This window comes from Paenarthrobacter sp. NPDC089988, from assembly GCF_044748465.1.
Taxonomy (GTDB): Bacteria; Actinomycetota; Actinomycetes; order Actinomycetales; family Micrococcaceae; genus Arthrobacter.
The window spans coordinates 98,675-122,894 of record NZ_JBIVGD010000008.1 but is presented as its reverse complement, the minus strand read 5'-3'; the positions used below and the strand labels follow the sequence as shown (position 1 = coordinate 122,894).

The 24,220-nt window shown below is 64.2% G+C and carries 24 protein-coding genes and 2 pseudogenes; 17 read left to right on the top strand and 9 right to left on the bottom strand.

The features are described 5' to 3' along the window. The first annotated feature begins 79 nt into the window (after positions 1–79). The 5 genes and pseudogenes from ACIPV6_RS11595 (at position 80) to ACIPV6_RS11575 (ending at position 3,136) form a co-directional block, all read left to right on the top strand. A complete protein-coding gene (locus ACIPV6_RS11595; protein WP_397326184.1) occupies positions 80–454 on the top strand; it encodes a MarR family winged helix-turn-helix transcriptional regulator in 375 nt (124 codons plus the stop codon). Next, a pseudogene (locus tag ACIPV6_RS11590) lies at positions 451–1,682 on the top strand (MFS transporter). Before ACIPV6_RS11595 ends, ACIPV6_RS11590 begins: the two are co-directional and overlap by 4 nt. A gap of 185 nt (positions 1,683–1,867) precedes the next feature. Continuing rightward, a complete protein-coding gene (locus ACIPV6_RS11585; RefSeq protein WP_400271019.1) occupies positions 1,868–2,092 on the top strand; it encodes a hypothetical protein in 225 nt (74 codons plus the stop codon). A gap of 26 nt (positions 2,093–2,118) precedes the next feature. Continuing rightward, positions 2,119–2,628 carry an NUDIX domain-containing protein gene (locus tag ACIPV6_RS11580; protein ID WP_400271018.1) on the top strand — a complete coding sequence of 170 codons (510 nt, stop codon included), beginning with the start codon at positions 2,119–2,121 and terminating at the stop codon, positions 2,626–2,628. A gap of 37 nt (positions 2,629–2,665) precedes the next feature. Then, a complete protein-coding gene (locus ACIPV6_RS11575; RefSeq protein ID WP_400271017.1) occupies positions 2,666–3,136 on the top strand; it encodes a type II toxin-antitoxin system Phd/YefM family antitoxin in 471 nt (156 codons plus the stop codon). A gap of 188 nt (positions 3,137–3,324) precedes the next feature. Here ACIPV6_RS11575 and ACIPV6_RS11570 read toward each other — a convergent pair whose 3' ends face one another. The 7 genes from ACIPV6_RS11570 to ACIPV6_RS11540 all read right to left on the bottom strand — a co-directional run bounded on the left by ACIPV6_RS11570 (position 3,325) and on the right by ACIPV6_RS11540 (position 10,315). Continuing rightward, the gene (locus ACIPV6_RS11570) at positions 3,325–4,836 is read right to left on the bottom strand and encodes an MFS transporter (RefSeq protein ID WP_400271016.1); all 1,512 of its coding nucleotides are present in this window, start codon (positions 4,834–4,836) and stop codon (positions 3,325–3,327) included. 40 nt (positions 4,837–4,876) lie between these two features. Beyond that, positions 4,877–6,346, bottom strand: coding sequence for an aldehyde dehydrogenase (NADP(+)) (locus tag ACIPV6_RS11565; RefSeq protein ID WP_400271015.1), 1,470 nt, complete (start codon positions 6,344–6,346; stop codon positions 4,877–4,879). Between the two features lie 64 nt (positions 6,347–6,410). Continuing rightward, positions 6,411–7,208 carry an IclR family transcriptional regulator gene (locus ACIPV6_RS11560; RefSeq protein ID WP_400271014.1) on the bottom strand — a complete coding sequence of 266 codons (798 nt, stop codon included), beginning with the start codon at positions 7,206–7,208 and terminating at the stop codon, positions 6,411–6,413. A gap of 36 nt (positions 7,209–7,244) precedes the next feature. Next, positions 7,245–8,030, bottom strand: a complete 786-nt coding sequence (locus tag ACIPV6_RS11555; RefSeq protein WP_397326140.1) for a 2-keto-4-pentenoate hydratase — start codon at positions 8,028–8,030, stop codon at positions 7,245–7,247. Continuing rightward, a complete protein-coding gene (locus ACIPV6_RS11550; protein ID WP_397326139.1) occupies positions 8,020–8,469 on the bottom strand; it encodes an ester cyclase in 450 nt (149 codons plus the stop codon). Before ACIPV6_RS11550 ends, ACIPV6_RS11555 begins: the two co-directional genes overlap by 11 nt. 2 nt (positions 8,470–8,471) lie before the next feature. Next, entirely contained in the window at positions 8,472–9,035 is a 564-nt protein-coding gene (locus tag ACIPV6_RS11545) for a flavin reductase family protein (RefSeq protein WP_400271013.1), read from the bottom strand. An 11-nt stretch (positions 9,036–9,046) separates the two neighbouring features. Next, positions 9,047–10,315, bottom strand: coding sequence for an LLM class flavin-dependent oxidoreductase (locus ACIPV6_RS11540; protein WP_400271012.1), 1,269 nt, complete (start codon positions 10,313–10,315; stop codon positions 9,047–9,049). A gap of 130 nt (positions 10,316–10,445) precedes the next feature. Here ACIPV6_RS11540 and ACIPV6_RS11535 point away from each other — a divergent pair, with 130 nt between their 5' ends. The 7 genes from ACIPV6_RS11535 to ACIPV6_RS11505 all read left to right on the top strand — a co-directional run bounded on the left by ACIPV6_RS11535 (position 10,446) and on the right by ACIPV6_RS11505 (position 17,886). Next, positions 10,446–11,231, top strand: a complete 786-nt coding sequence (locus tag ACIPV6_RS11535) for an HpcH/HpaI aldolase/citrate lyase family protein (protein WP_400271011.1) — start codon at positions 10,446–10,448, stop codon at positions 11,229–11,231. A 104-nt stretch (positions 11,232–11,335) separates the two neighbouring features. Beyond that, positions 11,336–12,520, top strand: a complete 1,185-nt coding sequence (locus ACIPV6_RS11530; protein ID WP_400271010.1) for a betaine/proline/choline family ABC transporter ATP-binding protein — start codon at positions 11,336–11,338, stop codon at positions 12,518–12,520. Next, positions 12,510–13,406 (top strand): ABC transporter permease, encoded by an 897-nt coding sequence (locus ACIPV6_RS11525; RefSeq protein WP_400271009.1) that lies wholly within the window; start codon positions 12,510–12,512, stop codon positions 13,404–13,406. Before ACIPV6_RS11530 ends, ACIPV6_RS11525 begins: the two co-directional genes overlap by 11 nt. Positions 13,407–13,435: 29 nt before the next feature. After that, positions 13,436–14,326: a glycine betaine ABC transporter substrate-binding protein gene (locus tag ACIPV6_RS11520; protein ID WP_400271008.1), complete on the top strand. Its 891-nt coding sequence runs from the start codon at positions 13,436–13,438 to the stop codon at positions 14,324–14,326. A 218-nt stretch (positions 14,327–14,544) separates the two neighbouring features. Then, positions 14,545–15,447: a 4-hydroxy-tetrahydrodipicolinate synthase gene (dapA, locus tag ACIPV6_RS11515; protein WP_400271007.1), complete on the top strand. Its 903-nt coding sequence runs from the start codon at positions 14,545–14,547 to the stop codon at positions 15,445–15,447. Between the two features lie 86 nt (positions 15,448–15,533). Then, positions 15,534–17,039 carry an aldehyde dehydrogenase family protein gene (locus ACIPV6_RS11510; RefSeq protein ID WP_400271006.1) on the top strand — a complete coding sequence of 502 codons (1,506 nt, stop codon included), beginning with the start codon at positions 15,534–15,536 and terminating at the stop codon, positions 17,037–17,039. Positions 17,040–17,211: 172 nt separating this feature from the next. Continuing rightward, on the top strand, positions 17,212–17,886 hold the full coding sequence (locus ACIPV6_RS11505) for a GntR family transcriptional regulator (RefSeq protein ID WP_400271005.1): 675 nt from the start codon (positions 17,212–17,214) through the stop codon (positions 17,884–17,886). A 30-nt stretch (positions 17,887–17,916) separates the two neighbouring features. Here the strand turns inward: ACIPV6_RS11505 and ACIPV6_RS11500 are convergent, their stop codons facing one another. Further along, the gene (locus ACIPV6_RS11500) at positions 17,917–19,041 is read right to left on the bottom strand and encodes a mandelate racemase/muconate lactonizing enzyme family protein (protein WP_400271004.1); all 1,125 of its coding nucleotides are present in this window, start codon (positions 19,039–19,041) and stop codon (positions 17,917–17,919) included. 220 nt (positions 19,042–19,261) lie between these two features. Here ACIPV6_RS11500 and ACIPV6_RS11495 point away from each other — a divergent pair, with 220 nt between their 5' ends. From ACIPV6_RS11495 to ACIPV6_RS11475, 5 genes and pseudogenes are all read left to right on the top strand, one after another. Continuing rightward, positions 19,262–20,359: an alcohol dehydrogenase family protein gene (locus ACIPV6_RS11495; RefSeq protein ID WP_400271003.1), complete on the top strand. Its 1,098-nt coding sequence runs from the start codon at positions 19,262–19,264 to the stop codon at positions 20,357–20,359. 42 nt (positions 20,360–20,401) lie between these two features. After that, positions 20,402–21,514, top strand: a pseudogene (locus tag ACIPV6_RS11490) (App1 family protein). Between the two features lie 37 nt (positions 21,515–21,551). Further along, complete coding sequence (locus ACIPV6_RS11485; protein WP_400271002.1) at positions 21,552–21,980, top strand: hypothetical protein; 429 nt, start codon at positions 21,552–21,554, stop codon at positions 21,978–21,980. A gap of 157 nt (positions 21,981–22,137) precedes the next feature. After that, complete coding sequence (locus tag ACIPV6_RS11480; protein ID WP_400271001.1) at positions 22,138–22,743, top strand: TasA family protein; 606 nt, start codon at positions 22,138–22,140, stop codon at positions 22,741–22,743. Positions 22,744–22,774: 31 nt separating this feature from the next. Next, positions 22,775–23,212, top strand: a complete 438-nt coding sequence (locus tag ACIPV6_RS11475; protein WP_400271000.1) for a hypothetical protein — start codon at positions 22,775–22,777, stop codon at positions 23,210–23,212. Positions 23,213–23,222: 10 nt separating this feature from the next. On the opposite strand, the gene ACIPV6_RS11470 is transcribed toward ACIPV6_RS11475, so the two are convergent. After that, positions 23,223–24,215 carry a Gfo/Idh/MocA family protein gene (locus ACIPV6_RS11470; protein WP_400270999.1) on the bottom strand — a complete coding sequence of 331 codons (993 nt, stop codon included), beginning with the start codon at positions 24,213–24,215 and terminating at the stop codon, positions 23,223–23,225. Between the last annotated feature and the right edge of the window lie 5 nt (positions 24,216–24,220).

Genomic DNA, 24,220 nt, shown 5'->3' with positions numbered 1-24,220 from the left:
AACCACGCCAGCCGGTCCACCCGGCGCCGAAGCGGAGATCCAACCCGACGCGCTCGCCATCGATCTCCGCACTGCGGTGATGCGCACGTCGCGCCGGCTCCGCATCGAAGCCACGGGCGACGTCATCACTCCCGGCCAGTACACCGTGCTCGCCCACCTCAACACCGCGTCCCAGACGTTGCGGGAGTTGGCCGAGCGCGAGCACGTCCAGGCACCGTCCATGACCAGGATCGTGAATGCGTTGACGGAGCAGGGCTTCGTGTCGCGGCAGGCGCACCCAGGGGATGGGCGCCAGGTCCAGATCAGCATCACCCCGGCCGGGCAGGAAGTCCTGGCTGAAGCCCGAAGCCAACGGACCGCTTGGCTGGCCCAGCGTGTTGCCGGGCTCAGCGAAGAGGATCGGCTGGTCCTCAGTCGGGCCGCCCACATCATGCAGGAAATGAGCGCCAAATGAGCGCCATGTTCCGGGCCCTTGAGAGTCCCAACTACAGGCTGTGGGCCGGCGGCGCGCTGGTTTCCAACGTCGGAACATGGATGCAGCGGGTGGCCCAGGACTGGCTGGTCCTGACAATCCTCACCAACCATTCCGGAACAGCCGTCGGCATCACCACCGCCCTGCAGTTCCTTCCCATGCTGCTCTTCGGTCCCTACGCGGGCGTGCTGGCCGATCGATACCGCAAACGCGTGATCCTGCTCTGGACCCAAGCGGCCATGGGCATCTGCGGCCTGATCGTCGGGCTCCTGGTGGTCACCGGGGTGGCGCAGTTGTGGCATGTCTACGTCGCCGCTGCCGCACTGGGGTTGGCGGCCGCCATGGACGCGCCCGCCCGGCAGGCTTTTGTCTCGGAGCTCGTGGGCCCGGACAAGCTGTCCAATGCCGTGGCCCTCAACTCCGCCTCCTTTAACAGTGCCCGCCTCACCGGGCCGGCCATCGCCGGTGTGCTCATTGCTTGGATCGGCACCGGGCCGGTCTTCATCCTGAATGCTGCAAGCTTCGTGGCGGTCATCATCTCCCTGCTGCGCGTCAAGACCGCTCAATTGGAACCTACCGCCCTCGTAGCCCGCGGCAAGCATCAGTTCGTCGACGGCCTGAGCTACGTCCGGCAACGTCCGGACCTGGTGCTCATCATGGTCATGGTGGGCATGCTCGGAGCCTTCGGCATGAACTTCCCGGTGACCAATTCCCTGATGGCCACGGCCGAGTTCGGCATGGGTCCGGAGGAGTTCGGCGCCCTGGGTTCCATCATGGCGGTGGGAACGTTGGCGGGTGCACTGCTCGCCGCCCGCCGGTCCGGTCCTCGCCTGCGCTTCCTCCTGGGTGGGGCGCTGTTCCTTGGCGCGTTCACGCTCCTGGCGAGCATCGCGCCGTCGTTCTGGATCTATGCCGCGGTCCTCATCCCGGTGGGCCTTGCCTCCAGTTGTCCGTCGAACCGCAGTTCCGCGGCCGCGTCCTGGCGTTGTACCTTGCGATCCTCCAGGGCGGCACCGCGATCGGTGCGCCGCTCATGGGGTGGATCGGCACTGAATTTGGCGCGCGCTGGGCGGTGGCCGCCGGCGGTGCCGTGGTGCTGGTGACCGGGGTGGCCTGCGTGATCATGGTCAGCCGACGCAGCCAGAAAACGTTCCGCGAACACGTGCGGAGTTTCCGCCTCCGAAGGCGGCGTGCCGCTGAGGCCTCCTAGGGCTGCAGCTCCCCACACCAGAACAGAGCGGACGACGCCGGGAAGCACCCGGCGTCGTCCGCTTTTGTCATGTTTCGGCTGCTTGTTTTCATGGGCCCTTTTGTCTTGCGTGACGGCGTGACTCATGCCATAGTTGTCTGCATGACGTTCATTCAATGAACAGTATGACCAGCTAATGAATAGTTTTGAACAACCAAAGCTTCGAGGACGAACTCGAAGCTGGACCAGAAGGGAAAATCCGCATGCTGAACGTTGATCTTTCCGCCAACGTGGGCGGGGACTTCGGCGCAACTGCCGCGCAGCAGAACGCTGGAATCCACGAATTCAACCCCACCGGCCGCGTGGTGTGCTCTCCGTGGGAGGGCATGTACCTCGAGCAGGCGCATACCTTTTCCGCGGGCTCGCGGTAGCCCTGCTTCCATAGGGGGACCACGCCATGACCACCACCGCCGAATCGCCGGCCCTGCACGCGCCACCCGCGCACGCGCCAGCCACGCAGTCGCCAGCAGCCTCAGCCCCGATGCACCTTGCCGGCCACACCGTTGTGGCCGTCGTCATCGAATGGCGAGGCAAGATCGCGCTGCTGAAACGCAGCCAAGGCCCATCCCATGACCGCGGCCGGTGGCACTGCGTCACCGGCTACGTGGATGAGGGGGTCTCGCCCGGGGAGCAAGCGCTGCTGGAACTGTCCGAGGAGGCAGGGCTGCACGCTGCCGACATCCAGGAACTCCGCGAAGGCCCGGTGTTGATGCTGAGCGATGACGCCGGGGCGCCGTGGTTCGTGCACACCTTCACTGCCGTCACAGGCCAGCGGCGCCTGACCCTCGATTGGGAACACGACGCTTTCCGCTGGACCGTGCCCAGCAAGACGGCGCGCTTTGCCAACCGCGTGTCCTGGCTGGACAAAGTCCTCGCGGCAACAGGGCACCTGGGGTCCGTGAGCTAGGGTTGCGTGTTCTGAACTTATTCAGAACAATGGAAGCATGTCCGTTATTGCCCACTCACGCTCCGCCACGTCGTCCGATTTGTCGCGCAATCCAGGCTCGGTCTTTCGGGCAGCTGAAGAAGGGCCGGTTACCATTACCCGACGCGATGGTGCGCCTCTGACGCTTGTCCGGTCCAGCACCCTCGAACAAGAGCACGATGCTTTGCGATTGGCGTCCAACCTGGTTGCGGCTTCCCTCGCCCCTGGCCCCGCCAGTTTCGCTGAACGATTGCTCGCGCCATTTCCGTGGCTGGGGTTCCTGCCCCACGAACAGCGAGAGCAGTTCGCCGCGGAAATTGTAGAGGTTGCCCGTGCTTGCGCAGCGATCTCCAGCTTCGACCGCCTCTTTGTAGTGCTCGCCGAATGGCGGGCTACCGCCGAAGCCATTGCCGCTGGCTACACACCCGACCATGACTTGGACTGGCTCGATGAACCTGAAGTGGTAGACGACCCCCGGGCCGGAGAGTGAGCCCAGGAAGGGCGACCTGGAATTCGTCACCCACAAAGGAGCGACCCACCGCCGACGCCAGTACGAGCTCTCAAATGGAGCACGAATCTGGTTTTACGTCGACGATGGGTCGGTGGTGTTGGTTGACGTGCATACCCAGCATCCAAATGCCACTAAGTAGCGCGGCTGGGTGATGAGCAGCCGGATCTTTACAGCGCGCTGTGCTTTCCCGAACCGGTGGGTACCGGAACCAGCAGCATGGTGGACGTATCGATGTGCTTATTGGTGTCCTGGTCCCTGACTAAGGCATCGGCTTCTTCGGCGCTGGCGACAACCGGCACGGATCCGAGGAGCGGCCGTCCCGCGGTTTCACGCATCCTGGTCAGTGCGAACAACGCCACCGCCGAGAAGAACATGACGTAGAACGCCGGGGCAAACGAGTTGCCCGTGAACTCCACCAGGATCTGGCTGATCAGGGGAGTGGTTCCACCGAACAGGGAGATGGCTACGTTGTGCGTGAAGCCCACTCCGCCGTAGCGGGAGGCCGTCGGAAACAGCTCCGACATCGCAGCGCCGGTCAGCGCCAGGAAGAAGGCACTGGGCAGCGAGACCATGAACAGCGCCAGGTACAGCGACCAGACTTCGCCAATGTGCATCAACGCAAAGGCCGGAACCAGCAGGACTAGGTTGCCGATCGTGGCGATCGTGTAGATGGGTTTCCTGCCGATCCTGTCCGACCACCGCGCAACCACCGGGACAATCAGCGCCTGGATGAGCAGGATGATCACCGTGGCCACGGCCGTGTGGACAGCGGCCATGCCGATCTGCGTTTCCAAATACGTCGGCATGTAGCTGGTCACCGTGTAGGAGGAGGTGCCGTCGGCGGCAATCAGGGCGATGCCGATCAGGATCTGGGGCCAGTAGAGCCGGAGGATACTGGCCAGGTTTTGCCGGACGAAGAGCGGGTCCACGTCCGCGGTCCCGGTCTTCTCATGCACGGCCTCGAAGCTCGGCGATTCCGGAATCCGGTTGCGGAGGGAAATCGCGACGATGCCGAGCGGCAGTGCCAGGAGGAACGGAATCCGCCAGCCGCCGTCGCGCATTGCTTCCTCGCCCCACACGGACGTGGTGATCATGGTGGTGGCCGCAACCACTGCGGCGCCGGCGGCGAAGCCGAGTTGGGCCCCGGTGTTCAGCAATGCAGTCCAGAAACCCCGGTGCTTGTCCGGGGAGAACTCCGCCACGTAGGTTGCGGCACCGGAGTACTCGCCGCCGGTGGAGAACCCCTGCAGCATCTTCAACAGATACAGCGGAACGATCACCCAGAGGCCCACGTTGCCCGCGGTGGGCAGGACGCCGATGAGGAACGTGGCCGAGGCCATGAGTGCCATGGTGAAGAACAGCACCTTGCGGCGGCCGATCCTGTCTCCCAGCGGGCCCAGGATCATGCCACCCAGCGGGCGGACAATGAAGGACACTGCGAAGCCCAGGAGCGTCACCAGCAAGCCGGTGCGCTGGTCCATGCCTTCGGTGAAGACACTCGTCATGGTGATGGCAAGGTATCCGTAGATCCCAATGTCGTACCACTCGATGAAGTTGCCCACGCCGGCGCCGAGCTGGGCTTTGCGCAGCTCGCGCTTGTCGACGACGATGCAGTCTTCGGTCCGCAGCCTGCGGTTGGTTTTTCTTAAGGGGAGAGGGGTTTCCCGTTTTTCGGACATCTTTGTCTTTCTTTATGGGTGAATGGGGGAGCCCGGGGGCCTATGCCGTGCGGACGCCGTCCACCAAGCGCGGTGCGGAGGTGGGGTTCGCTTCCTGCAGCTCAAGGGGCAGCAGGTGCTGGGGGAAGTTCTGGTAGGCCACCGGGCGCAGGAACCGCGTGATGGCGGCGGTGCCCACGGAGGTTGACCCGGGAACGGTAGTGGCCGGGTACGGTCCACCGTGCTGCTGTGCGTAGGTGACGGAAACACCCGTGGGCCACTGGTTCCACAGGACCCGGCCTGCTTTCTCGACGAGCACGGCGATCAGATCACGGACCTGGCAGTCCTCCTCCGCCTGCAGCGTCGCGGTCAGTTGTCCCTCGAAAGTCAGCGCTGCCTTCACAAGCTGCGATTCGTCGTCGTACTCCACCACGAAGGCGGCAGGGCCGAAGCATTCCTCTTCCAACGCCGCCGGATTGGCGAGCAGGCGCTCAATGGACGTAGCGAGCAGCACGGGAGCCGGCGAACCGTCGGCCGCTTCTGACGTGTTCAGCGTTTCCACTCCCGCGATGCCGGCCAGCTTGCCAAGGACTTCGCTGAAGCTCTCATGGATGCGCGGGCTCAGCATGGCGTGGACCGCCGGCAGCGTAGCCTTGGCCAGCTCCTCCACCATGCCCGAACCCCGGGGCACGAAGAGCATGCCCGGCTTGGTGCAGAACTGGCCGGCACCCATGGTGAACGACTCAATGAAGCCGGCGGCGATGTCGGCGCCGCGCTTGCGGGCTGCGGACTGCGTGACGAACACGGGGTTGTTGCTGCCCAGTTCGCCGAAGAAGGGGATGGGATCAGGGCGGGAGTTGGCGATCTCCATGAGCGCACGGCCACCGGGAATGGAACCGGTGAAACCCGCGGCCTTGATGCGCCTGTCCTTCAGGACGATGGTTCCGGCCGCACGGCCGAACACCACCGTGAGGAGGTTTGGATCAGCGCCGGCAGCGGCGAGGGCGTCGCGGACAACAGACTCGGTGAGGCGGGACAGGCGCGCGTGCGCTTCATGTCCTTTAACGACGACGGCGTTGCCCGCCGCGAGCGCGGAGGCGGTGTCGCCGCCGGCCACGGAGAATGCGAACGGGAAGTTGCTGGCGGAGTAGACCACCACGGGGCCGATCGGGCGGAGGGAGCGGCGCAGGTCCGGGCGGGGCGCACCCATCGGCCAAGCAGGGTCGGCGTGGTCGATCCGGGCGTCGAGGAAGCCACCGTCGCGCAGGACGGTGCCGAAGAGGCGCAGCTGGAAGGCCGTGCGCTTGAGTTCGCCGCGGAGCCGCGGTTCGGTCAGGTTGGTTTCTTCGACGGCGGCGGGAACCAGGGTTTCCACCGCGTCCTCAAGCGCGTCGGCTACCCGGTCCAGGACGGCGGCGCGGTCAGCCGGTGCGGTGGCCGACCATGCGGCGTGTGCGGCAGCGGCTGCGGCAAGCGTCTCTTCCGCGACGGCGGCAGAGGTTTCCTGCGTGTCGATGTGGGTGGTGGTCATGTCTGTTGTTCCCTTCGGGGGGTGGTTCTCGTGTGCATGAGCCACCCCTCAGGAAACGCGACAGTTATTCCTGGGTGGTTGGACTCATGCGCTGCTGCACCTTTTCGGCAACAGCAACCAGGCGGGCTGCGAGCTCTGCCTGCTTTTCCTTGCTTTCCATGCGGTGGATGGGCCCGACGACGGACAACGCGCCCAGCAGCGTTCCGACGGAGTCCCGTACGGGAGCACCGAAGGCGATGATGCCGTCTTCGAGCTCCTGAACCGTGCTGGCCCAGCCACGCTCATGGACCGTCTTCAGTTCCTTGGCCAGGACGTCGCGGTCAGTGATGGTGCGCGAGGTCAGGGCCACCAGCTTGTCGCCCAACGCCATCCGCAGCTGATCGGGAGTGAGCTCGGCGAGGAGCACCTTGCCCGTGGCCGACGCGTGGTGCGGCCACTGCATACCGTGCATATCGGACATGGTGACGCCCAGGAGCCGGGGAGAGGACTGCAGAACCAGGTCGAGTTCGTACAGTCCGCGACGCAGGCTGAACGTGACCGTCTCGCCCGATTCGTCGGCGAATTCGTCCAGGATGTCCTTGATGCGGGGCACCACGCCGGAGGCGGGATCCACGGTTTGGGCCAGGCGACCCAGGTCCCACCCCAGGGAATACAGCGTGTCCTGGCGGTCCACCATGCCTTCGTCCTCCAGCGTCATGAGGAGTCGGAAGGTTGTGGCACGTGCCAGGCCGATCTTCTTCGCAACATCGGTGACCGTCATGGGGGTCTCCGATGCCGCCAAGGCCCGCAGGATCCGGATGGCCCGGGTCACTGAGCGGTTAGAGGCGTATCCCTGCTGGGGTGTTTCCGGGCTGCTGCTCACGTCGGTCAAGCCTTTCGAGTAGAGGTCTACTCAACCCTAACCGGCGGTGTAGTCGAAGCTGACTTCCCCCCAGCCTTCAAATCGTCCGGTGATCTTTGTGCCGGGGATCATCTTTGCGGCCGCGAGGCAGCTGCCGGGCAGGATGAGCTGGCCGGCCTTGAGCGTGATGTCGTACTCGGCGATCCGCTTGCACAGCCACACCAGTGCGGAGACCGGGCTGCCGTAGATGGCGTTGGTGTTGCCTTCTGCCACCACTTCGCCGTCGAAGGTGATCACGCCGTGGGTGTCGGAGAGGTTCACTTCGCTCAGCTTGCGGGGCTGGCCACCGAGGATGACGCCGGCTGCCGAGCCGCTGTCGGCCAAGGTGTCGAAGATGCCGATCTTCCAGTCGCGGACCCGGGAATCGATGATTTCCAGGGCCGGAACCACAAAGTCGGTAGCTGCGATGATGTCCGCCACGGTGACGTGGGCGCCGCCAACATCGTGCTTGAACACGAACGCCGGTTCCAGCTCGATGTAGGGCTCAATGAATTCCTTCTGCGAGCGGGGGAGGTTTTCCGGGTAGAACTGGCTGGACAGGAGGTAGCCGTAGTCGGGCTCGTCCACGCCGAACTTGGTCTGCATGGCCTTGGCGATGTTGCCGAGCTTGAAACCTGCAACCTTATCCCCGGCTTCCACCTGGCGGCGGATGACTTCCTGTTGGACGCGGAAGGCATCTGCCACCGTGGGTTCGTCCTCGGGACGGACCAGGACATCGACGGGGGAGCGGTTGGCTTTGGCCTCGAGGATGCGGGTGGCGGTCTCTGCGATGTTAATGGGCATTCGTTTCAGACTTTCTGCGGGTGGAACGCTGGTCACCGAGGTGCCAGATACTCATGGAGGACAGCATTTCGCGGGGATCCCAGACCACTGCTTCGTTGGTGATCAGGCCGTCGCGGTGGCTGATGAAGGAGGCTCCCTGAACGGTGACCGTCCGGCCGGTGGGAGGGACTCCCATGAACTCGCCGGTGTGCTTGCCCTCGGTTTCCCAGTGGATGGCCACGAGGTTGTGGTCTTCGATGGCCCGCAGGACCGTGACGTGGAAATCGCCGAAAGCGCGGTGGGATTCCTCAATCTGCTGGACAACCTGGGCAAGGCCCTCGGCGCCGGTCTTGGAGGTGCGCTCGTACTCGGGGGCAACCAGGCGTTCGAAAGCGGTGGTGTCGCCTTCGCCCCAGGCCTTGGTCCAGGCGTCGGTGATCTTTTCAAGCATGGTGGTCATGGCTACTCGGCCTTTCCGGCTGTTGCGGGCGCTGGAGCTGCTGCGGCCGGAGCGGGCGCCGGCCACTGGTTGAAGTCGCCGAACTTGCCGCCCTTGAAGAGGAGCGCTTCGCCCTCGCCGGGGACCAGTTCTTCGATGGAACCCACGATCATGTAGTGGTCACCGGCAACAACCTCGGACAGGACTTCGCAGTCCACCCAGGCCGTGGCGCCGGCAATACGCGGGGTACCGAGCGGGCTGGTTTCGTAGTCCACGCCGTTGAACTTCTCGTCGCCCTTGCGCGAGAGTGCGCGGCAGACGGGGAGCTGTTCGGTGGAGAGGATGTTCGCGGTGAACTTTCCCAGGGAACGCAGGGTGGGCCAGGTGCTCGAGCCCTTGTCAACGCAGAACGTCACCAGGGGCGGCTCCAGGGACAGGGACTGGAACGTGCCGACCACGAAGCCGCGGGGCGTGCCGTCTTCGGTGAGGCCGGTGATGGCCGTAACACCCGTGGGCAATGCGCCGAAGACCTGGCGCTGGGTTGCCGGATCGATCGAGGGATTCTCGGCTGTAACGATGATGGACATTGTGGGCTTCCTTATTTCGCCTGGGTGGTGAGCGAGTGGTGGTAGGCGGCGCCGGGGTGGTCCGAGGCAAGCTTGCTCTGACCAGCGCCGAACAGTGTTTCGCGCAGGGTGTCGCCGTCGTACGAGGTACGCATCAGGCCACGGGCCTGCAGTTCCGGTACGACGTAACGGACGAAGTCCTCGATGTCGTGGAACTTGACCGCATGGGAGATGTTGAAGCCGTCCGCGCCTGTCTCGTCGATCCAGGACTGCAGTTCGGCAGCGACGGTCTGGGGACCGCCGACGATCACGGGGGAGGTGCCGCCGATTCCGTTGTAATCGGCGATGTCACGCGGGGTCCAGCGCTTCTGCGGGTCGATCTTGGTGAAGAAGTTCACCATGGTCTGGCCGGCGTTGGTTTCCACGTCCTCGAAGGGCTGGTCCGGGTTGAATTGGGCCATGTCCATACCGGTCCACCCGCTGTAGCGGGCCATGGCGCCGTCGTAATCCACGTACTGGAGGTAATCCTGGTACTTGGCCTGTGCCTCTTCGTCGGTGGGGGCGCTGATGATGGTGACCATCTGCAGGACGGCGATGTGCGAGGGGTCGCGACCGAATTCCACAGCCTTGGCGCGAAGCGCGTCGATCTGCTTCTTCAAGCCTGCCTTGGTGGCGGAGTTCATGAACACGGCCTCGGCGGTCTGGGCTGCCAAGGCAACGCCGCGGGGTGAACCGCCGGCTTGGAAGATCACCGGGGTGCGCTGCGGGGAAGGCTCGCAGAGGAAGATGCCCGGGACGGTGAAGTGCTTGCCCTCATGGCCGATTTCGTAGCGGTCGTCGTGGGCGGTCTGGGTGCCGGTGCCGAGGTTGCGTGCGGCGCTGTCCGAGTAGGAGGTCACCACGTTCCAGCCGATGCGGCCGCGCGTGACGTGGTCCAGGGTGGAGAACTTGCGGGCCAGCGCATACGGGTGGTCATAAGCGGTGGAGGACGTGATGCCGAAGCCAAGGTGCTTGGTTCCGGCAGCCATTGCCGGGATCAGGTAGGCGGGATCGTTGGCGGGGATCTGCGCAGCGTCGCGCAGGGCACCGTCCACGTTGCCGCGGTACTTGTCGTGGTAGCCGTTGTTGTCCGCGAAGAACATTCCGTCGAAGCCGGCCTTCTCCAGAAGCTGTGCGTACTCAACCCACCGCTTGATGTCCGTGTATTGGGCGCCGCCGTCGTTGGGGTGCCGCCACAGCCCGGCCGAAAGGTGGGCCGGTCCGTTGAAATCGAAGGCAAACACCTTCATTTGCTTTCCCATGGTCAATCCTTGCTGTTTGCTCACTAGGTGAACAGACTATTTATCTGTTGAACACCAAGGTAAAGTGGCCCGTGACACATCGTCAAGTCCCCGCCGGTAATAAGGCGGCTTCCGCGAAAGGAAAACCAGCATGAAGATTCCAGGTGAAACCAGCAGGCCCAGCCCACTGACGGCACCTACCCTCGACCTCGCCGGACGCGGCCGGCGCGGCGTGTGGGTCGACGTCCCGCATCCGGCCTCCCTGGAGCTCATTGCGGCGGAGGGGCCGGACTGGGTCTGCATCGACGGCCAGCATGGCCACCCCGATTTCCAGGACATGCTGGGCCTCATCGACGCGGCCAACGTCTTTGGCGTCCCCGCCATGGTGCGCGTGCAGGGCCATGAGTTGGGTGGCGCCGGGAGGGTGATCGACGCCGGCGCCCAGGGGCTCATCTTCCCAACCGTTGAGGGCGGCGAAACGGCGGAACTGCTGGTCAGGGCCTGCCGCTTCTCACCGCGCGGCAGCCGCAGCTATGGGCCCGTGCGGCGCGCGCCGCGGTATGCGAAGGCGACGCCGGGCGTCCTGGCTGACGATCCTCTGGCCATCCTCATGGTGGAAACCCGCGCGGGCTACGAAAACCTTGATGCCATCCTGGCTGCGGGGCCGGATGCGATCTTCGTGGGCCCCTACGACCTCTCGCTCAGCCTGGGGGTCGATTTCGATTCGTTCCTGGCGAGCGATCCGGACGGTGTGCTCCGCGATATTGCGAATCGCTGCGCGGATGCGGGTGTTTCCGCGGGCATCTACACCGGCTCGCCCGCTCTCTCCGAGGCGCCTATCAGCTGGGGTTACAGCTTCATGCCCATCGCCTCGGACTTCTCGCTGATCTCCACCGCGGCGCGTGCCGTCCTTGCCGAGGTCCCCGTTCCTGCCTGACGCATCCTTTCCGGCAGGCCTTAAACAATTCCAATTGAAGGTATTGACGAGTGATCAACGTCACTCTATGCTTTTGATCACTGAACAATCAAACTGTTCACTGAATGAACGCACTCCACTACAATCCGTTCGCTCCGCAGTATCACCGTCGATGCCGTGAAGCGGTGGAGGGCCTCGAACCAACAGTCCCGGAGGACTGCATGACCACCATGCACGCATCGCCATTCGCATCCCTTCTCCACGAGGAACCCATGGATCCTGAACAATCCTTCATTCGAGTCGAAAACCTCACCAAGGTCTTCCAGCCCAGGAAGTCCCGGCGCATGCTCGGACTTCTCCCGGCGAAGTCTTCCTCGGTGGGTTTTACCGCCGTCGACGATGTCTCCTTCGACGTCAAGCGCGGCGAGATCTTTGTGATCATGGGCCTTTCCGGCTCCGGGAAGTCCACTATCATCCGCATGGTCAACCGGCTTATCGACGCCACCGATGGAACCATCACGGTGGACGGCAAAGCCGTCCGCTCGCTGGAACCGGCCGGGCTGCGCGATTACCGGAACCGGACCATCAACATGGTCTTCCAGCACTTCGGTCTCTTCCCGCACAAGTCCTTGGTGGACAACGTGGCCTTCGGCCTGAAGGTCCGCGGCGTGGACAAAGAGGCCCGCGAAGCCAAGGCGGCCGAAGCGCTGGCCATTGTTGGACTCGGTGACCGGATCCACGCCATGCCGGACCAGCTCTCCGGCGGCATGAAGCAGCGCGTGGGCCTGGCCCGGGCGCTGGCCACCGACGCCGAGATCCTCCTGATGGACGAACCCTTCAGTGCCCTTGACCCGCTGATCCGCAAGGACATGCAGGAACTGCTGATCAGGCTGCAGAGCAACTTCAAGAAGACCATCATCTTCGTCACCCACGACCTCAACGAGGCGATGTATCTGGGGGACCAGATCATGGTCATGAAGCAAGGCAGGAACATTCAGCGCGGCACTGCCTTGGATCTCCTCGAAGCCCCGGCCGATCCGTACATTGAGGAGTTCGTCGCCGAGGTGGACCGCAGCCGCGTCCTTACCGCGGCAATGATTGCGCGGCGCCCGGGAACGGGTGGCCTGCAGTCCCACGCGACCGTCCGCGTCACCGGGGACACGGTCCTGCACGAACTCCTTCCCACCCTCGCCACCGGCGCAGAACCGCTTGAAGTGGTGGACCAGGATGGTTCCGTCCTTGGCAAGATCACCGCCGAAGACGTTTTTTCAGCTCTCTCACCCAGCAAGGGGACCAGCCATGCAGCTTAATATCGGAACAGGTTTCGCGGCCGTCATCGACTGGCTGTTGGCCAACGTGGGCTGGTTCTTCGACGGAGTCTCGGCAGTGGTCCAGCTCCTGGTGGGAAACGTGGAGAACGTCCTCGTCGGGCTCCATCCCTTCCTCATCATCGCCGTCCTGGCGGCAGCCGCGGCTGGGCTGACGCGAAGCCTCGGCCTGACCGTCTACACCATCCTGGCCTTCCTGCTCATCGTCGGCATGGGACTCTGGGTGCAGAGCATGTCCACCCTCGCGGTGGTGTTGGTCTCCGTGGTCTTCTCCCTGGCCATTGGTATCCCCCTGGGAATCTGGGCGGCGCTCAACGGAACCGTGAGCAAAGTGGTCCGGCCCGTCCTTGACCTCATGCAGGCCATGCCCGTGTTCGTCTACCTCATCCCGGCCGTGTTCTTCTTCGGCGTTGGCATGGTCCCCGGCATTGCCGCCACGATTGTGTTCGCCATCCCTCCGGCCGTCCGCCTGACCGAACTCGGTATCCGGAAGCTTGACCTTGAACTCCTCGAAGCAGCTACTGCCTTCGGGGCAAGGAAGGGACTCATCCTCAAGGACGTCCAGCTGCCCCTGGCCTTCCCGTCCATCATGGCCGGTGTCAACCAGGTCATCATGCTGGCCTTGTCCATGGTGGTTGTCGCAGGCCTGGTCGGCGCCGGCGGACTCGGCGGAGTCGTCGTAGAAGGCGTCGCCCAACTTGATACCGCCCGGGGCTTCGAAGGCGGACTCGCCGTCGTCATCCTCGCCATCTACCTGGACCGCGTCACCAGCGGAGCCACCTCCTTCGGCGAGGTCCTTCGCAGCCGCAAGGTCCGCAAGGAACAACTCGCAGCAGCAAAGACGCCCGCTCCCGCGGTAGCCGTCTAAACCACTACAAGAATCAACGGAGATTACACGTGTTCAAGAAAATCGGGGCCTTCGCGGCCGTCGCACTCCTCGTCAGCGGCGTCAGTGCCTGCTCCGGAGTCAGCACCGCCTCGTCGCAAGGCGGCGGTACCGACACCAAGACCATCACCGTCGCACTGCCCGCAGGGTACGACGACTCCGTGGCCGTCACCGGCCTCTGGACGGAACTCCTGTCCGAGCGCGGCTACAAGCTCGAAACCAAGAGCGTGGACCTGGCCGCTGGTTTCTCGGGCATCGCCCGCGGAGACCTGGACGGCTACCTCAACGCCTGGCTGCCCACCACGCACGGAACCATGGTGGACAAGTACAAGGACCAGTTGAACATCCTGGACAAGCCCTTCTTCGACAACGACCGCCTGGTCCTGGTTGCGCCGAAGTCCGTCCCGGAGAACACCATCGCCGATGTCGTGGCCAACGCGGCCAAGTATGACTCCAAGATCGTGGGCATCGAAGCCGGTTCAGGCGAAATGAAGATTCTTCCGGATGTCCTGAAAAAGTACGGAGCCACGGACAAGCTCAGCATCGTTGCCGGCAGTACTCCTGCCACTCTGGCGGCGCTGAAGGATGCCACGGCGAAGAACAAGCCGATCGTTGCCACTCTGTGGACCCCGCACTGGGCGTTCTCCTCCATGGACATCAAGGTCCTCGAAGACAACCTCGAGGGCTGGCCCAAGCCGGACGGATCTTACGTGGTGCTGTCCAAGGACTTCGCCTCGAAGCATGCCGATGTGGCCAAGTGGCTGGGCAATTTCAAGATCACCGAGCAGCAGTTCTCGGACCTCATGCTCAACGTCAGCGAGGCCTCTAGCCCCACCGAGGGCGCCAAGAAGTGGTTGGAGAACGCGGATAACAAGAAGGCCGCCGACAGCTGGTTCAACTAGTCGGGCCAAGGCCGCGACCTGCCGGAAACGGTGCGTCGCGGCCTTTCCGCGAAATTTTGTTTCGCCTGTGTTTCCCGGTCGTTTAACCCTTGTCTCGGGACGGGTAAAGCCTTGTGCCGGCGTCCGGGAACCGTCAATAATGAACAAAGTGTTCACTTGATGAATATTGCCTCCCCAATGCACGGTAGTGATTTTTTTCCAGCAGACAGGACCAACCCATGGCTACACAGCTCACAGGTGTACTCACCGCGCTCGCCACTCCGTTCACGCCCGATGGCGCCGTTGATGTTCCGGCGCTCCGCCGCTTGGTGGACCGCTCCGTCGACGGCGGGGTAGATGGCGTGGTGGCTTGCGGTTCAACCGGCGAGTTCGCCTCCCTCAGTGCCGAGGAACGGAGGCTCGTTGTTGAAACAGTCACTCAGCACACCGCCGGGCGCGTCCCGGTGGTTGCCCAGACGGGTGCCACCAGCACGGCCGAGGCCATCAGCAACTCCCGCCACGCCCAGGAGTGCGGTGCAGACGTGCTCATGGTGGTGGCCCCGTACTACGATCCACTTTCACTCGGCGAGACGACGCACTATTTCCGCGCCGTGGCCGAGGCCGTGGAGTTGCCGGTGATGCTCTACAACTACCCCTCGGCCACGGGGGTGAACCTGGACCCCGCCACTGTGGGCAAGCTTGCCCGCGAGGTGGAGAACATCCGCTACATCAAGGACTCCAGTGGGGACATGGGCCAGGCTACCCAGCTCATCCACCACCACAGTGACTACATCTCCACGATCGTGGGCTGGGACGCGCTGATCCTCTCCGCGCTCACCGAAGGTGCTCCGGCCGTCATGGCTGGCACGGCCAACATCCTGCCGCGGGAAATCGTGGCCGTCCAGCGGGCAGTCGCCGCCGGTGACTTTGCCACGGCCAAGGCCGAATGGGACCGGATCTACCCGCTGATCGACGCCATCCTGTCCTCGCCCTTCGTGCCGGCCGTCAAGGCAGCGCTGGAGATCCTCGGGGAGCCCATCGGCACACCCCGGCGCCCGACCGCCGATCTTGATGCTGCATCCGTGAACCGCATCCAAACCCTCGTGAACCAGCTGCAACCGGCACCGGCAGCGGCCGGATAAAACGCACGACGGCGGCGCTCACCGCCGTCGTGTCCCTCACCCCTCGGACCGATCACCTGACCACCACAACCTAAGGACCATCAGTCATGACCATTGACGTCACCACCAACCAAGCAACCGTGCGACGCGGCACCGGTGCCATCTCGGAAGCCGGCGTGCTGCCGCCCACCACGCACTTCATCGCCGGAACGTTCCGCGATGGGCTCGGCACGGACAAGCAGGCCGTCGTCGATCCGTGCAGCGAAGAGACCATCTGCCTGGTCAGCCAAGGCACCGCTGCCGACGTCGACGCCGCAGTGTCAGCAGCCGTGGAAGCCAAGGCAAGCTGGGGACGCACCCTGCCCAAGCAGCGTTCGGAAATCCTGCACGCCATCGCGGACCGGCTCGCCGAAAACGCGGACCTGCTGGCCCGCTTGGAGGCCTGGAACACCGGCAAGCCCCTCATGGTCGCCGAAGACGACATTGCCGGATCCATCGATTCCTTCCGCTTCATGGCAGGCGCCGCCCGCGCCACCACCTCGCTCGCCGCCGGCGAATACGCCGAGGACCACCTCTCCGTGATCGTCCGCGAACCCCTCGGCGTGGTGGGCGTCGTCACCCCGTGGAACTACCCCCTGTTGATGGCTGCCTGGAAGATCGCACCCATCCTGGCCGCAGGCAACACGATCGTCCTCAAGCCCTCCGAACAAACCCCGCTGACCACGCTCAAGTTCGCCGAGCTCATCGCCGATCTCCTTCCCGCCGGTGTTTTCAACGTCGTCACCGGCCTGGGCCCGGAGGTGGGCGGCCGCTTGTCCGAGCACCCGGACGTGGACATGATCGCGCTCACCGGCTCGGTGAACAGCGGCAAGGCCGTGGCCCGCAACGCCGCCGAAACCGTCAAGCGCGTCCACCTCGAACTCGGTGGCAAGGCACCTGTGGTCATCTTCGAAGACGCCGACCTGGCTGCCGCGGCCGAATCCCTCCGCGCAGCAGGCTATTGGAACTCCGGCCAGGAATGCGGTGCCGGTTGCCGCGTGCTGGTCCACGAATCCGTGGCAGAAAAATTCACCGGGTTGTTGGTTGAACAAGTCGCAACTTTGGTGGTCGGCGAACCCACCGCCGGCGAAGACGTGGAGATCGGCCCCCTGATCTCCAAGGCGCACTACGATCGCGTCCTGGCACACCTGGAGCGCGCCAAGGCTGACGGCGCGGAAGCTGCCCTCGGCGGCGGCGCCATGGAAGGGCCGGGCTACTTCGTAGCGCCCACCGTCCTGGCCAACGTCCCCGAAGGCTCCGCCTGCACCCTGGAAGAAATCTTCGGTCCGGTGATCACCGTGGAAACCTTCGCTACGGAAGAGGAAGCCATTACCCGCGCCAACGCCGTTCCCTACGGCCTTGCCGCTTCGGCCTGGACGCTGAACGCCCAGCGCGGCCACGACGTCGCATCCCGCCTGGACGCGGGCACCGTGTGGGTCAACTCCCACCTTGTCCTGGCCAACGAAATGCCGTGGGCCGGTTTCAAGAGCTCCGGCTACGGACGCGATCTCTCCGCCTACGCCCTGGATGACTACTCCCGCACCAAGCACGTCATGCACAACAAGGCGCGCTAGAAACGACAACAGGCGCCCGGCCGGGGAACACCCAGCCGGGCGCCTTCTTGTCGGCTGCCGGCCTGCCGCCGGAGAATCGACGGCACGCGTACCTTCCACACTGCGTGAACGGTAAACCGATAACCGTTCCGGTAGGCTGATGTGGCTCATTCAGGAGGAAGGATCGCAGGCGATGGCCAAGCAGGTAGAGCGTCCAGCAGCGCTGGGACAGCAAGTGGTGACCTCATTGCGCGCGGACATCCTGTCCGGTGAGCTCGCACCAGGGGACGCTCTGGTGGAAGCGACGATCGGTGAGGCGTTCGGTGTCAGCCGGGGTCCTGTCAGGGATGCCTTGCGGACCCTGGCCGCCGAGGGGCTCATTGCTGCGGCCGGGCGCAGCTATCGCGTGGTGGGACTGGACGAGAAGGATCTCCAGGACCTGTTTTCCCTCCGCGAACTGTTGGAAGTGTCCGCTGCCCAGCAATGCGCCTCGGCCGACCCGGATGGACTGCGGGCTGCGGCCGAGTCTGCCCTGGACGCCATGGAGAAGGCTGTTGGGTCCAGTGATGCCGATGCGTTCGCGGAAGCCGACGTTGCCTTCCACTCAGCGTTCTTTGCCTGCTGCGGGAACCGCCGACTGCTCGCCGTGTGGGAGCAGCAAGTGCCTACCTTTACCGAGTTGTTCCGCCTGACCACCGCCCTGGATCAACCTCTGGCGAGCACCGTGGAGTCGCACCGGGCGGTTTTGGACCTCATTGCGGATGGCGATCTTGATGCCATCGCCACAGGTGTCCGTGGGCTTGTGGCCGGCGGCGAGCAGCAGATCGTGGCCACGCAGAAGGCGCTCCGGGAGGAACGGGGCGCCTGAGCGGGCACGGCGGGCCCGGTTCGTTGCGTGCTAGTCGCCCCAGACCGCTACGGGCTGGCCCAGAACTTCTTCGTTGACGGTAATGCCGAGACCTGGGGCTTCCGGGGGAAGGATTCCGCCATCCCGCTGGATGAAGTTGAACTCCGCGGTCTTGAGCGTGACCATGTCATCGCAATTGAGCACGCAACGGAGCAGCTTCTCGGGTACTGTCGCGCCCAGTTGGGCGATGCCTGCGAAAGCGATGGCTGAACCCACCGTGTCCTGCACGCTGATGGTCATCCCGGCGGCGCGGGCAATGTCGCGTTGGCGGCGGCCGGGCGTTAATCCACCGGCCTTGGAGATCTTCAAGCCAATGCCGTCCGCGACGTCGTTGGCAATTGCCCAGGCCAGATCGCTGTCTTGCTGGGCCAGTTCGTCAAGGATGATCGGGTAGGGGCAGCGCTGGCGCAGGGACATGGTTTCGCGCCACGTGGCACAGGGCGCTTCGATCACGAAATCCAGGCCGGCGGGCATTAACGCCAGCATGCGCAGGGCGCTTTCCGGCGTCATGCCGCCGTTGGCGTCCACCAGGAAGAACTCGCCCGGTTGCCTGTCCGCCAGGCACGCGGTGATGCGCGCGGCATCGATGGCCGGTCCGCCTTCGCTGTCCGGAGTACCGATCTTGATGGAATGGCCAAGGTAGCCCCTGGCCCTGTGGTCGGCAACCCTGGCCCGCATCTCTTCGGGTTCGCCCACGTGGATCGAGGAAATCATGACCATCGGAGTGCCGGTTCCACCTCCCAGCAATTCGTACACGGGCAACCCTGTGGATTTGCCGAAGATGTCCCAGCAGGCGATGTCCAGCGGAGTCTTCGCGTGGTTGTGCCCCACGAGCGTGGCGTCCATCATGTCGTAGTTCCGGTCTACCCGGCGCGGGTCCCGGCCCAGGAGTGATGGAGCCAATTCGGCAATGCCCGCCCTGGTCCCGAGGGCATGGGCGGCGATGTAGGTGGAACCGAAGGGTGTGCTTTCGCCCCATCCGACCGTCCCGTCGTCGGCGGTGATCTTGACGATCGAAGCGTCAAAGGACTGGTAGGTCCTGCCGCCCGAGAGGTTGTACGTGCCTCCCGAGTAAGGCAGGTCAACCTGGAAGAGCTCAATGCGTTCGATTTTCATGAGGGTCTCCTGTTCAGAGGCAAGCGTGGTGTCCGCAGCCGGATAAGTGGGGGTCGGCATCGTTCAAGAGCTGAACGTGATGTTCAACATAGTTACCCGTGTGAGCAATTGTCAACGGTAAACCGAACCATTGCCACGGGGAGCTGCGTATGAATAAAATGACCAAACCATCCAGCTAGTGGATGACTTTCTGACCCAAACCTTTCGAAAGGGATCGATGATGACCCTGCCCACCACCATGAGTGCCGTTTTGCTGACCGGACACGGCGGCCCGGAAAAGCTCGAGTACCGCACCGATGTTCCTGTTCCTTCGCCGCAAGCCGATGAGGTCTTGATCCAGGTAGAGGCTGCCGGCGTCAATAACACGGACATCAACACGCGCATTGGCTGGTACTCGAAGGCGGTGACCGGCGATACGAATTCAACGGCGACGGCAAACGCCGACGCCGCTGACGACGATGACGCGTCGTGGTCTGGAGTGCCCCTGAACTTTCCGCGCATCCAGGGAGGGGACGTCTACGGCAAGGTCGTGGCCGTCGGTGACGGCGTCGACGCGGCCCGCCTCGGGGACCGGGTGATTGTGCGCAACCTGATGCGCCATTACGTGGACCGCCGCCCGTTTGAGTGCTGGACGTACGGCAGTGACTGCGACGGTGGTTTTGCCCAGTTTGCAGTGGCTCCATCCGCCGAGGCCTACACAGTCGAATCGGAGCTCTCCCCGGTGGAGCTTGGTGCCATTTCGATCGCTTACTCCACCGCGGAAGGCATGCTCCACCGGGCCAACCTGCGGGCGGAACGGGTGGTCATTACCGGCGCTTCCGGCGGTGTTGGGCTGGCTGCGGTCCAGCTCGCCAAACTCCGTGGTGCCGAGGTCATCGCGATCTGCTCGCCGAGCAAGGCCGACGTCGTACGCGACGTCGGCGCCGACCAAGTGATCGACCGAGGCGCCGACCTGACCCAGGTCCTGGGCGCGCGTTCTGTCGACGTGGTGGTGGACGTGGTCGGCGGGGATGGGGTTTCGGGACTGCTGTCGCTGCTGCGCCGCGGTGGCCGCTACGCCATCGCCGGGGCCATCGGCGGTCCCCTCGCGGAAGTGGACCTGCGGACCATCTACCTCAATGACCTTTCCCTGTTTGGCTGCACTTTCCAGGAGGACGAGGTCTTCGAAAACCTGGTGCGCTACATCAACCAAGGCCACATTCACCCCCTGATTTCCCGAACCTATCCGCTCAGCGATATCCACCGCGCCCAAGAAGACTTCATCTCCAAGAAATTCGCAGGCAAGCTTGTCCTCGTACCTCCGGCAGTCGACGCATAGCCGTGGACCTCTTCGCCTGACGAGCCGTGCCAGACTGGAGCCATGCGTTCACGTTCCCAGACACCGCGCACACCGTCCCGGCCCGCCGGAGCCGGCCACCCGCCGTCGTACGCCACCTCGGGCCGGCGGCACTTGGCTGCAAGGATCGACGACGCGTGGCTGAGGTTCCAGAACAAGCTCGCCATCCGCCGTGGACACGTGGTCACCGTCATCCCGCATACCGGCTATGGGTCGACGTCCTGGGTCCGGGTGCTGGCGCGAGTAGTCCGCAGCGACCCGCGCTTTGCCGGCAACGGGTCGGTGGACGGGAAGCGGAAGCCGCTCACGGACGGCTTGCGCGGGTGGCGCAACTTCACGAGCGCCCCGGTGGCGCACGCCGCCGTCCGCATCACCGTTGACGGTGTGGAGTACGACGTCGAGGCGGACCGCGGCGGGGTTGTTGACGCCAGGATTCCGGCTGGCTTTGCACCCGGTTGGCACACGGTGACCCTGCAGGCCGGGGCCTCCAAGGTGGTTGAGGCGCCCGTCCAGGTGGTCCCGGACGAGGCGGATTTCGGCCTTGTCTCCGACATTGACGACACCGTGATGGTCACCGCGCTGCCGCGCCCGTTCCTGGCGGCGTGGAACACGTTCGTCCTCAACGAGCATGCGCGCACCCCGACTCCGGGCATGGCCGTGCTGTACGAGCGGATTACGCGGAACGCCCCTGAGGCGCCCGTTCTTTACTTGTCCACCGGTGCATGGAACGTGGCTCCCGCGATCTCGCGATTCCTCTCCCGCAACCTTTACCCGGCGGGGCCCAAGCTCCTCACCGACTGGGGACCCACTACGGATCGCTGGTTCCGGAGCGGGAAGGAGCACAAGCAGGGCAGCTTGGAACGCCTCGCCGAGGAGTTTCCGGGCATCAAGTGGCTGCTGGTGGGTGACGACGGGCAGCACGATGTTGCCATCTACTCCGAGTTTGCCCAGCGGCACCCGGAGAACGTGAAGGCGATCGCCATCCGTCAACTGTCAGCGGGCGAGGCGGTGCTTGCCGGTGGCCGCTCGTCCGACGCCCAGCCAACTCCAGGAGTTCCTTAGATTTATGCCCCCGACGGCGCCGGCATGGCGGCGCGGTTGGAGCAATTAGGCATCATTGGGCCCTCACTGCGGTAGAATTTAGTAAGGATGCTTACTTATGTGAGGTGCAGCCATGGCAAAGGATCCAACTCCATCGGGCGAAATGTCCGTGCCGCAGGGGGAGCGGATGTGGTGCTCAACGTGCGGCTCGGACGAGCACTTGGTGCTCCACTCGATTGAGTCCGTCCGGGCCCACACGGTAGGGCTGCTGGTGGCGGTGTCCTACAGCTGCGCGGACTGCGGCTCAGTCCTCTCCCACTTCACCCCTTTCCGCGAGGTCGCCGCGAAGCTCAACACCAAGGCCAACCTTGAGGGGCTCATCCTCTTCGGCGACAGCTACCTCCATTGCGGTGAGCCCATGACCAGGATTCCCATCGAAGTCAGGCGCAGCGTGACCGCGAAACCAGTGCCGGGCGAGGAGTTGGTCCTCCTCGATGTGCGGTTGGGAACCAAGGTGCTGCAGTGCCTGGACTGTGGTTTCAGGCTCGAGTTGCCTGCTTGAGGAAGTCTTGAGGTTTTCCTGACGGGACGCTGTGGGTTTGCAGCGTCCCGTCTTGAGGTGGGGCCGTCAAAGTATTTCTTGTCAGCCGGAAAGGCTGGAAACAAGAGAACGGCCGTCCGGGGAAACGGTGGCCACCTTTGAAAGGACACTGATTCAGATGGCCATCAGCCTCAAGACCACTTCCGGCAAGATCCTCGCCTCCGTCGCCCTGGTCGGCACCGCTGCCGCCGTCGCCGGAATGGGCACTTACGGTGCGTTCACTTCCTCCACCTCCGCTTCCCAGGCCGTGACCGCCGGGACCGTGACCATCGCCCTGGGCACCGGAGCTTCGAACACCCTGAACGTCCCGGTCGCTGGGCTGCTGCCCGGTGACAAGGTCGAAAAGCTCGTCACCCTGGCGAACACCGGCAACTCGGACCTGAACAACGTCACCCTCACCACCTCAGCCGGCGCCACCGCCTCGCTGTTGACGACCGACACGGTGAATGGTTTGCAGTTGACCATCGAGAACTGCTCCGTTCCGTGGACCGGGTCCGCTGCCCCGTACACCTGCGCAGGGACCAAGACCACTGTGCTGGCCTCGGCCCCGGTGATCGGCGCGAACAAGGTCCTGAACAACCTGACGTCCCTGACCTCGGCCAAGACCGACAACCTCAAGGTCACCACCGCGTTCCCCACCACCGCGGACAACACCTTCCAAGGCGCCACCTCCACCATCGCCTTCTCCTTCACCGGCACCCAACGCACCGAAACCACCAAGTAACCACCCGTCACGCCAAGCGAAAGGACCAGTCGTGAAAAGCCGCTTCACCTTCCTGCGCAGCGTAGCTGTGGCCGTGGTTGTGGCGGCTGGCGTGTTTTCGGGTTCGACGGCGGCAATGGCTGCGTTCCGGGATACGGAACAGGCCGCTCCCCAATTCTCGACAGCGAGCCTCGCAGCCCCTGCGACCGCCAATGTCACCATGAGCTGCACTTTCGGCATCCGGGCCACCGTGACGGTGAATTCGTTCAGCACGGTGGCCAACGCCAACTACCACGAAGTCAAGATTTTCGACCGCTCGGGCAACCTCGAATTCACGGGCGACCTCAGCAAGGCTGCCGGCAAGACGTACACCTCCGGCTACGAGGTCATCGGCACGTGGTCCTACGAGATCCGCGGGTATTACAAGGTTCCCGGCACCTCCAATGCCTGGACTGGCAAGGTCCTCAAGGGCAACCTCACCTGCACCTAGTGCCCGGGTGTCAGGCCTCGATGTGCTTCCCGGCAGCGTCCCGGAGTGCGACCAACGCGCGGGCGTTGTTCGCCGCGTCCGTGAGGTCGTAGCGGAGCGGGGTGCCGTTCAGGACGGTGTCCGCGAAGTGTTCGCCCATCCGCACAAAGTGGTTCCGGCCTTTGATGTGGTGATGGACGGGGTCCTGCCCGAAGTGGTGCTCCTCAAGGACGGAATCCTCTTCCAGGAGCCCGAACGGGTTGTCCAGGTACAACCGGCCTTCGGTGCCCGTGATCTCCAGGAAGTTGCGGCGTTCCAGGTTGACGCCGGTATCGAACAGCGCGGTGGCGTTGCCCGCGAAACGCATGATCCCGGCGATGCTGGTGTCGATCAGTCCGTCGTCGCTGGCTTCGCGCACGTTGGCGAAGGCTTCCACGGCGGTGGGCTCTTGGCCGGTGACCATCCGGGCCGCATTGACGCAGTAGCAGCCGGTGTCGAAGAGCGCGCCGCCGCCCAGCCCGGCGTACCAGCGGATGTTGTCGTCTCCACCGGCGTCGAAGGAATGGGCAACGTGGACGAACGTCAAGGTCCCCACGGCTCCGGCCTCCAGGAGCTCCTGCAGCTTCTCGAACCGGGGATGGAAGCGGTACATGAAGCCCTCAAGGACTTTGAGCCCCGAGTTGTCGGCCTTGCGCGCGATGTCTTCGCATTCGGCGGCATTCATGGCCAAGGGTTTCTCGCAGAGGACGTGCTTTCCTGCGTCGAGGGACTTCAGGATCCATTCATGGTGCAGCGCGTTGGGCAGCGGAAGGTAGACCGCGTCAATGTCGGGGGAGGCCAGCAGTTCTTCGTAGGAACCGAAAGCCTGCGGAATGCCGTGCTTGTCCGCCAATTCCTTGGCTTTCACTTCAGAACGGGAAGCAATCCCCACTACCTCGCCGTTCGCCGTCGCCTGCAGCGCCGGAATGGTCTTGCGGACAATGCGTGCGCCGCCCAGGATGCCCCAACGTACTTTCGCGGTCATTGAAC

Coding starts and splice junctions, on each gene's coding strand:
- ACIPV6_RS11525 (WP_400271009.1), top strand. CDS start 12,510: ATGCAGCTTAATATCGGAACAGGTTTCGCGGCCGTCATCGACTGGCTG.
- ACIPV6_RS11565 (WP_400271015.1), bottom strand. CDS start 6,346: ATGACCACCACCCACATCGACACGCAGGAAACCTCTGCCGCCGTCGCG.
- ACIPV6_RS11540 (WP_400271012.1), bottom strand. CDS start 10,315: ATGGGAAAGCAAATGAAGGTGTTTGCCTTCGATTTCAACGGACCGGCC.
- ACIPV6_RS11510 (WP_400271006.1), top strand. CDS start 15,534: ATGACCATTGACGTCACCACCAACCAAGCAACCGTGCGACGCGGCACC.
- ACIPV6_RS11480 (WP_400271001.1), top strand. CDS start 22,138: ATGGCCATCAGCCTCAAGACCACTTCCGGCAAGATCCTCGCCTCCGTC.
- dapA (WP_400271007.1), top strand. CDS start 14,545: ATGGCTACACAGCTCACAGGTGTACTCACCGCGCTCGCCACTCCGTTC.
- ACIPV6_RS11555 (WP_397326140.1), bottom strand. CDS start 8,030: ATGCCCATTAACATCGCAGAGACCGCCACCCGCATCCTCGAGGCCAAA.
- ACIPV6_RS11575 (WP_400271017.1), top strand. CDS start 2,666: ATGTCCGTTATTGCCCACTCACGCTCCGCCACGTCGTCCGATTTGTCG.
- ACIPV6_RS11550 (WP_397326139.1), bottom strand. CDS start 8,469: ATGACCACCATGCTTGAAAAGATCACCGACGCCTGGACCAAGGCCTGG.
- ACIPV6_RS11495 (WP_400271003.1), top strand. CDS start 19,262: ATGACCCTGCCCACCACCATGAGTGCCGTTTTGCTGACCGGACACGGC.
- ACIPV6_RS11470 (WP_400270999.1), bottom strand. CDS start 24,215: ATGACCGCGAAAGTACGTTGGGGCATCCTGGGCGGCGCACGCATTGTC.
- ACIPV6_RS11485 (WP_400271002.1), top strand. CDS start 21,552: ATGGCAAAGGATCCAACTCCATCGGGCGAAATGTCCGTGCCGCAGGGG.
- ACIPV6_RS11535 (WP_400271011.1), top strand. CDS start 10,446: ATGAAGATTCCAGGTGAAACCAGCAGGCCCAGCCCACTGACGGCACCT.
- ACIPV6_RS11545 (WP_400271013.1), bottom strand. CDS start 9,035: ATGTCCATCATCGTTACAGCCGAGAATCCCTCGATCGATCCGGCAACC.
- ACIPV6_RS11580 (WP_400271018.1), top strand. CDS start 2,119: ATGACCACCACCGCCGAATCGCCGGCCCTGCACGCGCCACCCGCGCAC.
- ACIPV6_RS11505 (WP_400271005.1), top strand. CDS start 17,212: ATGGCCAAGCAGGTAGAGCGTCCAGCAGCGCTGGGACAGCAAGTGGTG.
- ACIPV6_RS11595 (WP_397326184.1), top strand. CDS start 80: ATGCGCACGTCGCGCCGGCTCCGCATCGAAGCCACGGGCGACGTCATC.
- ACIPV6_RS11530 (WP_400271010.1), top strand. CDS start 11,336: ATGAACGCACTCCACTACAATCCGTTCGCTCCGCAGTATCACCGTCGA.
- ACIPV6_RS11500 (WP_400271004.1), bottom strand. CDS start 19,041: ATGAAAATCGAACGCATTGAGCTCTTCCAGGTTGACCTGCCTTACTCG.
- ACIPV6_RS11570 (WP_400271016.1), bottom strand. CDS start 4,836: ATGTCCGAAAAACGGGAAACCCCTCTCCCCTTAAGAAAAACCAACCGC.